Raw genomic sequence first — 13,762 nt, forward strand, 5'->3', positions numbered from 1 at the left:
AACGCGCAATGACGATCATCCATCCTCTGCTTGCCAGTCGTAGTGCACCGAATTATCGCCAGTCCTGGCGGTTAGCGGGCGTGTGGCGGCGGGCGATTAACCTGATGACGGAAAGCGGTGAATTGTTAACGCTGCATCGTCAGGGAAGTGGTTTCGGTCCCGGAGGATGGGTGCTTCGCCGCGCACAATTCGATGCGTTATGCGGTGGATTATGCGGCAATGAACGACCGCAGGTTATGGCTCAAGGGATTCGCCTCGGGCGTTTCACGGTTAAACAGCCACAGCGTTATTGTTTGCTGCGTATTACGCCGCCTGCGCATCCTCAACCGCTTGCAGCTACATGGATGCAACGCGCGGAGGAAACCGGGCTTTTCGGGCCGCTGGCGTTGGCGGCAGGCGATCCGCTGCCTGCTGAATTACGCCAGTTTCGTCACTGTTTTCAGGCCGCGCTCAATGGCGTTAAGACCGACTGGCGGCACTGGCTGGGTAAAGGGCCGGGATTAACGCCGAGTCATGATGACACGCTAACGGGAATGCTGCTGGCAGCCTGGTATTATGGCGCTTTAGATGCGCGCTCCGGTCGCCCGTTTTTTGCCTGTTCCGACAATCTTCAACTCGTTACCACAGCGGTGAGCGTTAATTATTTACGTTATGCCGCGCAAGGATATTTCGCCTCGCCACTCCTGCACTTTGTTCATGCTCTGAGTTGCCCGAAACGTACTGCTGTGGCGATTGATTCGCTGCTGGCGCTGGGGCATACGTCAGGGGCCGATACGCTGCTGGGGTTCTGGCTTGGTCAACAATTATTACAAGGAACACCATGAAAACACTGGTTGTAGCTCTTGGGGGCAACGCCTTACTCCAGCGCGGCGAAGCGCTGACGGCAGAAAATCAATATCGCAACATTGCCAGTGCTGTACCCGCACTGGCGCGCCTGGCCCGTTCTTATCGGCTGGCGATTGTTCACGGCAACGGGCCACAGGTGGGGCTGCTGGCGTTACAGAATCTGGCGTGGAAAGAGGTAGAACCGTATCCGCTGGATGTGCTGGTGGCGGAAAGCCAGGGGATGATTGGCTATATGCTGGCGCAGAGCTTGAGCGCACAGCCGCAGATGCCGCCTGTCACGACGGTGCTGACGCGCATTGAGGTTTCGTCTGATGATCCCGCGTTTTTGCAGCCAGAGAAGTTTATCGGCCCGGTTTATCAGCCAGAAGAACAAGAGGCACTGGAAGCGGCTTATGGCTGGCAGATGAAACGTGATGGTAAATATTTACGCCGGGTGGTGGCGTCTCCGCAACCGCGTAAAATTCTCGACAGTGAAGCCATCGAGTTGTTGCTCAAAGAGGGGCATGTGGTGATTTGCAGTGGCGGCGGCGGTGTTCCGGTGACGGATGACGGAGCAGGGAGTGAAGCGGTGATTGATAAAGATCTCGCCGCGGCGTTGCTTGCCGAGCAGATTAATGCCGATGGACTGGTGATCCTCACCGATGCTGACGCGGTTTATGAAAACTGGGGAACGCCGCAGCAACGCGCCATTCGCCATGCCACACCGGATGAGTTAGCGCCATTTGCCAAAGCCGATGGGGCGATGGGACCGAAGGTGACGGCGGTAAGTGGCTATGTCAGAAGCCGTGGTAAACCTGCGTGGATTGGGGCGTTATCGCGGATTGAAGAGACGCTGGCGGGCGAAGCGGGGACCTGTATTTCGCTGTCGTGATGGGAGCATCCAGCATATGGCACACCATGCCTGATGCGACGCTTGACGCGTCTTATCAGGCCTACAATGGGTACCGGATTGGTAGTCGGATAAGGCGTTCACGCCGCATCCGGTAATCGGCGCACCATGCCTGATGCGACGCTTGACGCGTCTTATCAGGCCTACAATGGGTACCGGATTAGTAGGCCGGATAAGGCGTTCACGCCGCATCCGGCAGGAATATGAGTACCAGGTTAACTGAACTTACTCTGCGCCCACATCACGCCGCTGGCATACTCTGGCGGCAGCAGCGGGATTAATGCTTCCAGCGTCGCGGTCAGACGCGATGTGTCGCTGTCGGTCAAATTCAGATGCCCCACTTTACGGCCCGGACGCACTTCTTTGTCGTACCAGTGCAGATGCACCAGCGGCAGTTTCAGCCAGTCATAATTCACATCGCTACCAATCAGGTTGATCATCACTGACGGGCTATTTACCACCGGTTGCGGTAACGGCAGATCGGTAATCGCCCGCAGATGCAGCTCAAACTGGCTGATGCTGGCACCGTTTTGTGTCCAGTGACCACTGTTATGCACACGCGGAGCCAGTTCGTTGATCAGCAGACCTTGCGGAGTGATAAAACACTCCATCGCCATCACGCCCACATAGCCCAGATCCTGCATAATCGCCGACAGCATCTCTTCGGCCTGCGCCTGCTGCTGTGCGTTGGCCTGCGGGAAAGCGACGCTGGTGCGCAAAATACCGTCCTGATGCAGGTTATGCGTCAGCGGATAAAACACAGTGCTGCCATCAAAGCCGCGCGCGCCAACCAGCGATACTTCGCCAGAGAAGTTAATGCCCTGCTCGACAATACATTCGCCGTAGCATTCAGTCGGTAACTGTGCGGTTTCATCGGCGCGTAAACGCCATTGACCGCGACCGTCATAGCCACCAGTGCGACGCTTAACAATCGCCAGTTCACCTAAACGATCAAACACCGCAGGCCACTCACTGCGGTCGGCAAGTAACTGCCACGGTGCAGTCGGCAGGTGAAGCTTGTCGAAAAGCTGCTTCTGAGTCAGACGGTCGGCAATAATTGGGAACACATCGCGGTTCACAAAGGCTGGATGGCGTGCCAGCTCGCGCGTTAATGCGGTTTCCGGCCAGCGTTCGATCTCAGCGGTAATCACGCTTTGTTGAAAGGGCACCGCCGCCGGTTCAGCGTCCAGCCCGACCGGCCAGACAGCAATGCCTAACGGTTCGCCTGCCTGGCGCAACATACGGCCTAACTGCCCGTTACCGAGGACGCAAACCTGTTTCATGCCGCACCTCGCGGGTCCGGGTTTTCCAGCACTTCATCAGTCTGGGCTTTGCGCCAGTCATTCAGACGCTGGTGCAGTTCTTTATCATGAGTTGCAAGAATTTGTGCTGCCAGTAACGCCGCGTTTGCCGCGCCAGCTTTACCAATCGCCAGCGTACCCACCGGAATGCCGCGCGGCATTTGTACGATGGAGTAGAGGCTATCGACACCGCTCAGTGCGGCGCTCTGTACTGGCACACCCAGCACTGGCACCAGCGTTTTGGCGGCAATCATGCCCGGCAGGTGCGCTGCGCCGCCTGCGCCCGCAATAATCACCTGATAACCGTTCTCTTCGGCACTTTCGGCGAAGCTGAACAGTTTATCGGGGGTGCGGTGAGCAGAAACCACTTCAACGTGGTGCGGGACATTCAGGATTTCGAAGATTTCGGCGGCGAACTGCATGGTAGCCCAGTCGCTTTTGGACCCCATCACGATGGCGACACGCGCCGGATTATTGCGGGAAGACATGCGTCTTAAAACTCCTGTGGTGCACAACTCTCGGCTTTAGAGGGCACAGAGAATAGCACGGAAAGAGAGCAAGGAAAACGGTTGCGCGGCTATAAAATCAGCAAAGTTGCGCGTTTTTTTAAAATGGAAAATGGATCAACTCAACGTCATCCGCCGTGACTTTCACCATTGAACCTTCCGTATGCCAGGCACCCAGCACGACGCGGAAAGCAGGTTGCTGATTGGCGATCAGTTCATGGATCGCCGGGCGATGGGTATGCCCGTGGATCAGCCATTGCACCTGATGTTTTTCCATCGCACTGACCACCGCGTTTTGGTTAACGTCCATGATTGCCAGCGATTTACTGCTGTTGGCTTCTTTGCTGTTCGCGCGCATTCGCGCGGCAATGCGTTTACGCACAAACAACGGCAGGGCGAGGAATAGCGTTTGCAGCCAGGGTTTGTGGACTTTGGCGCGAAAAGCCTGATAACCCGCGTCATCGGTGCACAGCGTGTCGCCATGCATAATCAACACCCGACGACCATAAAGTTCGAGCACTTTTTCTTCCGGCAATAACGTCATGCCACTCTCACGGGCAAAGCGTTTGCCAAGCAGAAAATCACGGTTGCCATGAATGAAATAACAGGGAACGCCGGAATCGGATACCGCTTTGATCGCTGCGGCCATCTGGCGATGGAGTGGGTTGGGATCGTCATCGCCAATCCATGCTTCAAACAGATCGCCAAGAATATACAGCGCGTCGGCCTTGCGGGCTTCCCCCGCTAAAAAACGCAGAAAACCGGCGGTGATCGCCGGTTCTTCCACGCAGAGATGAAGATCTGCAATAAAGAGTGTCGCCACGATTACTCGCTAACGGTCACGCTTTCAATGATAACGTCTTCTTTTGGCACGTCCTGGTGCATACCGCTACGACCGGTTGCTACACCTTTGATTTTGTCAACCACGTCCATGCCTTCAACCACTTCAGCAAACACGCAGTAACCCCAACCTTGCAGGCTTTCGCCAGAGAAGTTCAGGAAGTCGTTATCAACCACGTTGATGAAGAACTGTGCAGTTGCAGAGTGCGGTGCCTGAGTACGGGCCATTGCCAGCGTACCGCGGGTGTTTTTCAGACCGTTGTTGGCTTCGTTTTTGATCGGTTCTTTGGTGGCTTTTTGCTTCATGCCTGGCTCAAAACCGCCGCCCTGAATCATAAAGCCGTTGATAACACGGTGGAAAATGGTGTTGTTGTAAAAACCTTCGCGGCAGTAGTCCAGGAAGTTTTTAACTGTTTCAGGTGCTTTATCGTCAAAAGTTTTGATGACAATATCGCCGTGATTGGTGTGGAAAGTAACCATTTTTGCATCCTGTTCCGTTTGATTGGTGCTTCAACCCGATTTGGGTCATATATAGGGTGGTGTTATAGCATAACCGCACGATCGGATCATCACGCAATGTATGCTGATTCGCGCGGGAAATATGGGTATTATACGCAACTCAATTACCCACACATGTCTAAACGGAATCTTCGATGCTAAAAATCTTCAATACTCTGACACGCCAAAAAGAGGAATTTAAGCCTATTCACGCCGGGGAAGTCGGCATGTACGTGTGTGGAATCACCGTTTACGATCTCTGTCATATCGGTCACGGGCGTACCTTTGTTGCCTTTGATGTGGTTGCACGCTATTTGCGTTTCCTCGGCTATAAGCTGAAGTATGTGCGCAACATTACCGATATCGACGACAAAATCATCAAGCGTGCCAATGAAAATGGCGAAAGCTTTGTAGCGCTGGTGGATCGCATGATCGCCGAAATGCACAAAGATTTTGATGCTTTGAACATTCTGCGCCCGGATATGGAGCCGCGCGCGACGCACCATATCGCAGAAATTATTGAGCTCACTGAGCAACTGATCGCCAAAGGTCACGCTTATGTGGCGGACAACGGCGACGTGATGTTCGACGTACCGACCGATCCAACCTATGGCGTGCTGTCGCGTCAGGATCTCGACCAGCTGCAGGCAGGCGCGCGCATTGACGTGGTCGACGACAAACGCAACCCGATGGACTTCGTTCTGTGGAAGATGTCGAAAGAGGGCGAACCGAGCTGGCCGTCTCCGTGGGGCGCAGGCCGTCCAGGCTGGCACATTGAATGTTCGGCAATGAACTGCAAGCAGTTGGGTAACCACTTTGATATCCACGGCGGTGGTTCAGACCTGATGTTCCCACACCACGAAAACGAAATCGCTCAGTCCACCTGTGCCCATGATGGTCAGTATGTGAACTACTGGATGCACTCGGGGATGGTAATGGTTGACCGAGAGAAGATGTCCAAATCGCTGGGTAACTTCTTTACCGTGCGCGATGTGCTGAAATACTACGACGCGGAAACCGTGCGTTACTTCCTGATGTCGGGCCACTATCGCAGCCAGCTGAACTACAGCGAAGAGAACCTGAAGCAGGCACGCGCGGCGCTGGAGCGTCTCTACACTGCGCTGCGCGGCACAGATAAAACCGTTGCTCCTGCGGGTGGCGAAGCGTTTGAAGCGCGCTTTATTGAAGCGATGGACGACGATTTCAACACCCCGGAAGCCTATTCCGTGCTGTTTGATATGGCGCGTGAAGTGAACCGTCTGAAAGCAGAAGATATGGCAGCGGCGAACGCAATGGCGTCTCATCTGCGTAAACTTTCTGCCGTGCTGGGCCTGCTGGAGCAAGAACCAGAAGCATTCCTGCAAAGCGGCGCGCAGGCAGACGACAGCGAAGTGGCTGAGATTGAAGCCTTAATTCAACAGCGTCTGGATGCCCGTAAAGCGAAAGACTGGGCGGCGGCAGATGCGGCGCGTGACCGTCTTAACGAGATGGGGATCGTGCTGGAAGATGGCCCGCAAGGGACCACCTGGCGTCGTAAGTAATTGCGCTATTGCCGGATGCGAGTTTTCGCATCCGGTTATCGTCTGCGCCACCACAACATTCCCATCAGTAGCATCCCCGGCAACCACACCCACATCAATTCAGAAATAATCACCTGATGCCCGTACGGCGTGGTGTAACGAGACAACGCGAACGGCGCGACTTTAATCACCTGCCAGGGAGCGAAAAAGCGTTCATCTGACCACGGCCACAGCCAGCCAACACCTTTGCCGCCAGTGGTGATTGAATCCAGCAAGCTGTGCGATAGCAACGAAACGGTTAAAAACAGCCAGCAGCGAATCAGCCCAGCCCTGAACCATCGACGTCCAATCAGCACACATAACAGCGGGACAACAAACGCAAACACCAGCGAATGGGTAAACCCGCGATGACCAAAAACATTGCCGTAAGCAACGCCAAATTTAAACGACAATACGTCGGCATCGGGCAGCATCGCCAGGATGATTCCGGCAAATAACAGGCGCGGAGGGATGACTTTCGACCCCAACCCTAAACCAATGCAAAGGGGAACGGCGGCGTGCGTAATAACGGTTGGCATGATGGTCGCTTCGGCAAAATGTCGATGCTATCAGCATGGATGAACGGGGCGTAGAGGGCAAAAGTCTGAAAAGAGAACCGGCCTGTTGATACAGGCCGGAAAAGGGATCAGGCAACAACCTGTACGCTGTGACCTGCAAAACTCACTGTCTGACCGGCGACGATTTTGCAGCGTTTGCGCGTTTCAACCGCGCCGTCGACTTTCACCTGGCCTTCAGCAATCGCGATTTTCGCCTGCGCACCGCTTTCGCTCCAGCCTTCCAGCTTCAACAAGTCGCACAGCTCAACGTGCGGATGTTTACCTAAAGAAAATGTCGCCATGTTACTCACCCTGTGGATCATGATATTCAACGCACGCCTGTAGCGTGTTTTCGATCAGCGTGGCAACCGTCATCGGGCCAACGCCGCCCGGAACAGGCGTAATGTATGAGGCGCGTTTAGCCGCGTCTTCAAACACCACGTCGCCCACAACTTTGCCATTTTCCAGACGGTTGATGCCGACATCAATCACAATCGCGCCTTCTTTGATCCAGTCACCAGGAATAAAGCCCGGTTTACCGACGGCAACGATCAATAGATCGGCATTTTCTACGTGATGACGCAGATTTTTAGTGAAGCGGTGAGTCACGGTGGTGGTGCAACCTGCGAGCAACAGTTCCATGCTCATTGGGCGACCGACGATATTCGATGCGCCAATCACCACGGCGTTAAGACCGAAGGTATCAATGTTGTATCGCTCAAGCAGTGTGACGATACCACGCGGGGTGCAAGGACGTAGACGCGGCGCGCGCTGGCACAGACGACCGACGTTATAAGGATGGAAACCGTCAACGTCTTTGTCCGGGTGAATTCGTTCCAGCACTTTGACGTTATCAATACCCGCCGGTAACGGCAGTTGGACCAGAATGCCATCAATGGTGTTGTCGGCATTCAGCGCATCGATAAGCTCCAGCAGCTCCGCTTCGCTGGTGGTTTCCGGGAGGTCATAAGAACGGGAGACGAACCCGACTTCTTCACAAGCCTTGCGTTTGCTTGCGACATAAATTTGCGATGCAGGGTTGCTACCCACCAGTACTACGGCCAGTCCTGGTGCCCGCAGTCCAGCTGCAATACGTGCCTGAACTTTTTGAGCAACTTCAGAGCGCACCTGCTGCGCAATCGTTTTACCGTCAATAATCTTTGCTGCCATCAGAGAGAGGATTCCATCTGTTACGTAGGTCGAAGGGGATGCGCCTATTTTGTCAGAAGCGGGGCGCGCTGTCAGGTTTCGTTTCAGATTTATCGCGTGAAGCGACCTCTTGCGAAGGTGAGGCGCACCGTCGCTGAAATTGAAAGCTTCATTTTTCGTCCATGATGACGTTGTAAATCTGGAACTGATTTATTTCCTTGTCTAAGGATTAAGATAATTTAAGAAATACCTGACAATATAAAAAGAATTTTCAGCCTGGTAATTTACCGCTTCAGGTCTATATTTGTGTTGAATATATTTTGCGCGGAAATATTCATCTAACGGGGCTCTCTATTTTTTAGAATAGAGTGCATATTTTCAATTAAGACATTCTTAGAGGATAAAAAGGAATTTTACTACTATCAGTGTCTTAAATAAAGTAATCGGTTATATACGGATGTGGAGTCGATAAATGAGATTGAAGGAATATATATGAAATTAAGATTTATTTCGTCTGCGCTGGCTGCCGCACTATTCGCCGCTACGGGTAGTTATGCTGCCGTTGTAGATGGCGGTACAATTCACTTTGAAGGCGAACTGGTGAATGCTGCCTGTTCAGTGAATACTGACTCGGCAGACCAGGTTGTCACACTCGGTCAATATCGTACCGATATTTTCAATGCTGTTGGTAATACCTCTGCATTAATTCCATTCACTATACAGTTGAACGACTGCGATCCTGTTGTTGCCGCTAATGCTGCCGTTGCATTTTCTGGTCAGGCGGATGCAATCAATGATAATTTATTGGCCATTGCATCCAGTACCAATACAACAACAGCAACGGGTGTCGGTATTGAAATACTTGATAATACATCCGCAATTCTCAAACCTGATGGGAATAGCTTCTCAACCAACCAGAACTTGATCCCCGGGACCAACGTTCTTCATTTTTCTGCACGTTATAAAGGCACCGGTACAAGTGCATCAGCAGGGCAAGCAAATGCTGACGCGACTTTTATTATGAGATACGAATAATCAAAACAACGTTGTTTTGAATTATATATCACGTCTTATAACAAAGTAATGTACCGGTTGTCTGAAGCGGTATGGTGGCAATGTAAATCGAAATCATGTTCACTTTGTATCATGCCGCTTTATTAAATGAAAAGGGAATGATGTGTTGTAATAAACCAAAGCAATCATTTCTTTATATTTCTTATTTTTGCCGTCAGGAATACACAAGGCGTATTAACTATGATGACTAAAATAAAGTTATTGATGCTCATTATATTTTATTTAATCATTTCGGCCAGCGCCCATGCTGCCGGAGGGATCGCATTAGGTGCCACGCGTATTATTTATCCCGCTGATGCTAAACAGACTGCGGTATGGATTAGAAATAGCCATACCAATGAGCGCTTTCTGGTCAATTCGTGGATTGAAAACAGTAGCGGTGTAAAAGAAAAGTCATTCATCATTACACCGCCACTGTTTGTTAGTGAACCCAAAAGCGAAAATACCTTGCGTATTATTTACACCGGTCCACCGCTGGCGGCAGATCGTGAGTCTTTGTTCTGGATGAATGTTAAGACGATCCCTTCGGTAGATAAAAATGCATTGAACGGCAGGAATGTTTTGCAACTGGCGATTTTATCGCGCATGAAGTTATTTCTCCGTCCAATTCAACTACAAGAATTACCCGCAGAAGCGCCGGACACACTCAAGTTTTCGCGATCCGGTAACTATATCAATGTTCATAATCCATCACCTTTTTATGTCACCCTGGTTAACCTGCAAGTGGGCAGCCAAAAGTTGGGGAATGCTATGGCTGCACCCAGAGTTAATTCACAAATTCCCTTACCCTCAGGAATACAGGGAAAACTGAAATTTCAGACCGTTAATGATTATGGTTCAGTAACCCCGGTCAGAGAAGTGAACTTAAACTAACCGAATCATCTGACAATATCAGAGCTAATTATGAAAATACCGACTACTACGGATATTCCGCAGAGGTATACCTGGTGTCTGGCCGGAATTTGTTATTCATCTCTTGCCATTTTACCCTCCTTTTTAAGCTATGCGGAAAGTTATTTCAACCCGGCATTTTTATTAGAGAATGGCACATCCGTTGCTGATTTATCGCGCTTTGAGAGAGGTAATCATCAACCTGCGGGTGTGTATCGGGTGGATCTCTGGCGTAATGATGAGTTCATTGGTTCACAGGATATCGTATTTGAATCGACGACAGTAAATACAGGTGATAAATCAGGTGGGTTAATGCCTTGTTTTAACCAGGCACTCCTTGAACGAATTGGCCTTAATAGCAGTGCATTCCCCGAGTTAGCCCAGCAGCAAAATAATAAATGCATTAATTTACTGAAAGCTGTACCTGATGCCACAATTAACTTTGATTTTGCAGCGATGCGCCTGAACATCACTATTCCTCAGATAGCGTTGTTGAGTAGCGCTCACGGTTACATTCCGCCTGAAGAGTGGGATGAAGGTATTCCTGCTTTACTCCTGAATTATAATTTTACCGGTAACAGAGGTAATGGTAACGATAGCTATTTTTTTAGTGAACTCAGTGGGATTAATATTGGCCCGTGGCGTTTACGCAACAATGGTTCCTGGAACTATTTTCGCGGAAATGGATATCATTCAGAACAGTGGAATAATATTGGCACCTGGGTACAGCGCGCCATTATTCCGCTGAAAAGTGAACTGGTAATGGGAGACGGTAATACAGGGAGTGATATTTTCGATGGCGTCGGATTTCGAGGTGTACGGCTTTATTCTTCTGATAATATGTATCCAGATAGCCAGCAAGGGTTTGCCCCAACGGTACGTGGGATTGCCCGTACGGCGGCCCAGCTAACGATTCGGCAAAATGGTTTTATTATCTATCAAAGCTATGTTTCCCCCGGCGCTTTCGAAATTACAGATTTGCACCCGACATCTTCAAATGGCGATCTGGACGTCACCATCGATGAGCGCGATGGTAATCAGCAGAATTACACTATTCCGTATTCAACAGTGCCAATTTTACAACGCGAAGGGCGTTTCAAATTTGACCTGACGGCGGGCGATTTTCGTAGCGGTAATAGTCAGCAATCGTCGCCTTTCTTTTTTCAGGGCACGGCACTCGGCGGTTTACCACAGGAATTTACTGCCTACGGCGGGACGCAATTATCTGCAAATTACACCGCCTTTTTGTTAGGGCTGGGGCGCAACCTCGGGAACTGGGGCGCAGTGTCGCTGGATGTAACGCATGCGCGCAGTCAGTTAGCCGACGACAGTCGTCATGAGGGGGATTCCATTCGCTTCCTCTATGCGAAATCAATGAACACTTTCGGCACCAATTTTCAGTTAATGGGTTACCGCTATTCGACACAAGGTTTTTATACCCTTGATGATGTTGCGTATCGTCGAATGGAGGGGTACGAATATGATTACGATTATGACGGTGAGCATCGCGATGAACCGATAATCGTGAATTACCACAATTTACGCTTTAGTCGTAAAGACCGTTTGCAGTTAAATATTTCACAATCACTTAATGACTTTGGCTCGCTTTATATTTCTGGTACCCATCAAAAATACTGGAATACTTCGGATTCAGATACCTGGTATCAGGTGGGGTATACCAGCAGCTGGGTTGGCATCAGTTATTCACTCTCATTTTCGTGGAATGAATCTGTAGGGATCCCCGATAACGAACGTATTGTCGGACTTAATGTTTCAGTGCCTTTCAATGTTCTGACCAAACGTCGCTACACCCGGGAAAATGCGCTCGATCGCGCTTATGCCTCCTTTAACGCCAACCGTAACAGCAACGGGCAAAATAGCTGGCTGGCAGGCGTTGGAGGGACCTTACTGGAAGGCCACAACCTGAGTTATCACGTAAGCCAGGGCGATACCTCGAATAATGGGTACACGGGCAGCGCCACGGCAAACTGGCAGGCCGCTTACGGTACGCTGGGGGTCGGGTATAACTACGACCGCGATCAACATGACGTTAACTGGCAGCTGTCTGGCGGTGTGGTCGGGCATGAAAATGGTATAACGCTGAGCCAGCCTTTAGGGGATACCAATGTTTTGATTAAAGCGCCTGGCGCAGGCGGTGTACGCATTGAAAATCAAACTGGAATTTTAACCGACTGGCGCGGCTATGCGGTGATGCCGTATGCCACGGTTTATCGGTATAACCGTATCGCGCTTGATACCAATACGATGGGGAATTCCATTGATGTTGAAAAAAATATTAGCAGCGTTGTGCCGACGCAAGGCGCGTTGGTTCGTGCCAATTTTGATACCCGCATAGGCGTGCGGGCGCTCATTACCGTTACCCAGGGCGGAAAACCGGTGCCGTTTGGATCACTGGTACGGGAAAACAGTACCGGAATAACCAGTATGGTGGGTGATGACGGGCAAGTTTATTTAAGTGGTGCGCCATTGTCTGGTGAATTACTGGTTCAGTGGGGAGACGGCGCGAACTCACGTTGCATTGCGCACTATGTATTGCCGAAGCAAAGCTTACAGCAAGCCGTCACTGTTATTTCGGCAGTTTGCACACATCCTGGCTCATAAAGGAAATTATCAATGAAGATAATCTGCAGGTCATTATTGGCAATGGCATGTTTGTGGTTAACAAACATATCCTGGGCTACTGTTTGTGCAAATAGTACTGGCGTAGCAGAAGATGAACACTATGATCTCTCAAATGTCTTTAATAGCACCAATAACCAGCCAGGTCAGATTGTTGTTTTACCGGAAAAATCCGGCTGGGTAGGTGTGTCAGCAATTTGCCCACCCGGCACGCTGGTGAATTATACATACCGTAGTTATGTCACCAACTTTGTTGTTCAGGAAACTATCGATAATTATAAATATATGCAATTAAATGATTATCTATTAGGTGCGATGAGTCTGGTTGATAGCGTGATGGATATTCAGTTTCCCCCGCAAAATTATATCCGTATGGGAACAGATCCTAACGTTTCGCAAAACCTTCCGTTCGGGGTGATGGATTCTCGTTTGATATTTCGTTTAAAGGTTATTCGTCCTTTTATTAACATGGTGGAGATCCCCAGACAGGTGATGTTTACCGTGTATGTGACATCAACGCCTTACGATCCGTTGGTTACACCTGTTTATACCATTAGTTTTGGTGGCCGGGTTGAAGTACCGCAAAACTGCGAATTAAATGCCGGGCAAATTGTTGAATTTGATTTTGGTGATATCGGTGCATCGTTATTTAGTGCGGCAGGGCCGGGGAATCGACCTAATGGTGTCATGCCACAAACCAAGAATATTGCGATCAAATGTACGAATGTTGCTGCGCAGGCTTATTTAACAATGCGTCTGGAAGCCAGTGCCGTTTCTGGTCAGGCGATGGTGTCGGACAATCAGGATTTAGGTTTTATTGTCGCCGATCAGAACGATACGCCGATCACGCCTAACGATCTCAATAGCGTTATTCCTTTCCGTCTGGATGCAGCTGCGGCAGCCAATGTCACACTTCGCGCCTGGCCTATCAGTATTACTGGTCAAAAACCTGCCGAAGGACCGTTTAGCGCGCTGGGGTATTTACGCGTCGATTATCAATGAGGTACGGAGA

14 protein-coding genes are annotated in these 13,762 nt (G+C 50.6%); 7 read left to right on the forward strand and 7 right to left on the reverse strand.

What is annotated here, in order from left to right; all coding sequences use genetic code 11:
- Nucleotides 1-8 precede the first annotated feature (8 nt).
- Nucleotides 9-824: a DUF2877 domain-containing protein gene (locus BEB54_RS09500; protein ID WP_105277227.1), complete on the forward strand. Its 816-nt coding sequence runs from the start codon at nt 9-11 to the stop codon at nt 822-824.
- Nucleotides 821-1,717 (forward strand): carbamate kinase, encoded by an 897-nt coding sequence (locus BEB54_RS09505; protein WP_105277228.1) that lies wholly within the window; start codon nt 821-823, stop codon nt 1,715-1,717. Before BEB54_RS09500 ends, BEB54_RS09505 begins: the two co-directional genes overlap by 4 nt.
- Before the next feature lie 233 nt (nt 1,718-1,950).
- On the opposite strand, the gene purK is transcribed toward BEB54_RS09505, so the two are convergent.
- The 4 genes from purK to ppiB all read right to left on the reverse strand — a co-directional run bounded on the left by purK (nt 1,951) and on the right by ppiB (nt 4,862).
- Nucleotides 1,951-3,018, reverse strand: a complete 1,068-nt coding sequence (purK, locus tag BEB54_RS09510) for a 5-(carboxyamino)imidazole ribonucleotide synthase (RefSeq protein ID WP_105277229.1) — start codon at nt 3,016-3,018, stop codon at nt 1,951-1,953.
- Nucleotides 3,015-3,524, reverse strand: a complete 510-nt coding sequence (gene purE, locus BEB54_RS09515) for a 5-(carboxyamino)imidazole ribonucleotide mutase (RefSeq protein WP_001295318.1) — start codon at nt 3,522-3,524, stop codon at nt 3,015-3,017. The genes purK and purE overlap by 4 nt, the downstream gene beginning before the upstream one ends.
- A 118-nt stretch (nt 3,525-3,642) precedes the next feature.
- Nucleotides 3,643-4,365, reverse strand: a complete 723-nt coding sequence (gene lpxH, locus BEB54_RS09525) for a UDP-2,3-diacylglucosamine diphosphatase (protein ID WP_032302619.1) — start codon at nt 4,363-4,365, stop codon at nt 3,643-3,645.
- A gap of 2 nt (nt 4,366-4,367) precedes the next feature.
- On the reverse strand, nt 4,368-4,862 hold the full coding sequence (ppiB, locus tag BEB54_RS09530) for a peptidylprolyl isomerase B (RefSeq protein ID WP_000256002.1): 495 nt from the start codon (nt 4,860-4,862) through the stop codon (nt 4,368-4,370).
- A 173-nt stretch (nt 4,863-5,035) separates the two neighbouring features.
- Between ppiB and cysS the strand changes: the two genes are divergently transcribed.
- The gene (gene cysS / locus BEB54_RS09535) at nt 5,036-6,421 is read left to right on the forward strand and encodes a cysteine--tRNA ligase (RefSeq protein ID WP_105277230.1); all 1,386 of its coding nucleotides are present in this window, start codon (nt 5,036-5,038) and stop codon (nt 6,419-6,421) included.
- 35 nt (nt 6,422-6,456) lie between these two features.
- On the opposite strand, the gene BEB54_RS09540 is transcribed toward cysS, so the two are convergent.
- From BEB54_RS09540 to folD, 3 genes are all read right to left on the reverse strand, one after another.
- Nucleotides 6,457-6,978, reverse strand: a complete 522-nt coding sequence (locus tag BEB54_RS09540; RefSeq protein ID WP_105277231.1) for a metal-dependent hydrolase — start codon at nt 6,976-6,978, stop codon at nt 6,457-6,459.
- A 107-nt stretch (nt 6,979-7,085) separates the two neighbouring features.
- Entirely contained in the window at nt 7,086-7,298 is a 213-nt protein-coding gene (gene ybcJ, locus BEB54_RS09545) for a ribosome-associated protein YbcJ (protein WP_000190288.1), read from the reverse strand.
- A gap of 1 nt (nt 7,299) precedes the next feature.
- The gene (folD, locus tag BEB54_RS09550; protein ID WP_000729155.1) at nt 7,300-8,166 is read right to left on the reverse strand and encodes a bifunctional methylenetetrahydrofolate dehydrogenase/methenyltetrahydrofolate cyclohydrolase FolD; all 867 of its coding nucleotides are present in this window, start codon (nt 8,164-8,166) and stop codon (nt 7,300-7,302) included.
- A 471-nt stretch (nt 8,167-8,637) separates the two neighbouring features.
- On the opposite strand from folD, the gene fimA reads away from it, so the two are divergent.
- From fimA to fimH, 4 genes are all read left to right on the forward strand, one after another.
- Nucleotides 8,638-9,180: a type 1 fimbrial major subunit FimA gene (fimA, locus tag BEB54_RS09555; RefSeq protein ID WP_000776555.1), complete on the forward strand. Its 543-nt coding sequence runs from the start codon at nt 8,638-8,640 to the stop codon at nt 9,178-9,180.
- 219 nt (nt 9,181-9,399) lie between these two features.
- The gene (gene fimC, locus BEB54_RS09560) at nt 9,400-10,092 is read left to right on the forward strand and encodes a type 1 fimbria chaperone FimC (protein ID WP_105277232.1); all 693 of its coding nucleotides are present in this window, start codon (nt 9,400-9,402) and stop codon (nt 10,090-10,092) included.
- A gap of 30 nt (nt 10,093-10,122) precedes the next feature.
- Nucleotides 10,123-12,732, forward strand: coding sequence for a fimbrial biogenesis usher protein (locus BEB54_RS09565; RefSeq protein WP_001308462.1), 2,610 nt, complete (start codon nt 10,123-10,125; stop codon nt 12,730-12,732).
- A gap of 12 nt (nt 12,733-12,744) precedes the next feature.
- Nucleotides 12,745-13,752, forward strand: a complete 1,008-nt coding sequence (fimH, locus tag BEB54_RS09570) for a type 1 fimbria D-mannose specific adhesin FimH (protein WP_105277233.1) — start codon at nt 12,745-12,747, stop codon at nt 13,750-13,752.
- The last annotated feature ends 10 nt before the right edge of the window (nt 13,753-13,762 follow it).

The sequence above is a fragment of the Escherichia sp. MOD1-EC6021 genome (assembly GCF_002965245.1).
In the GTDB taxonomy this organism is placed as follows: Bacteria; Pseudomonadota; Gammaproteobacteria; order Enterobacterales; family Enterobacteriaceae; genus Escherichia; species Escherichia coli_F.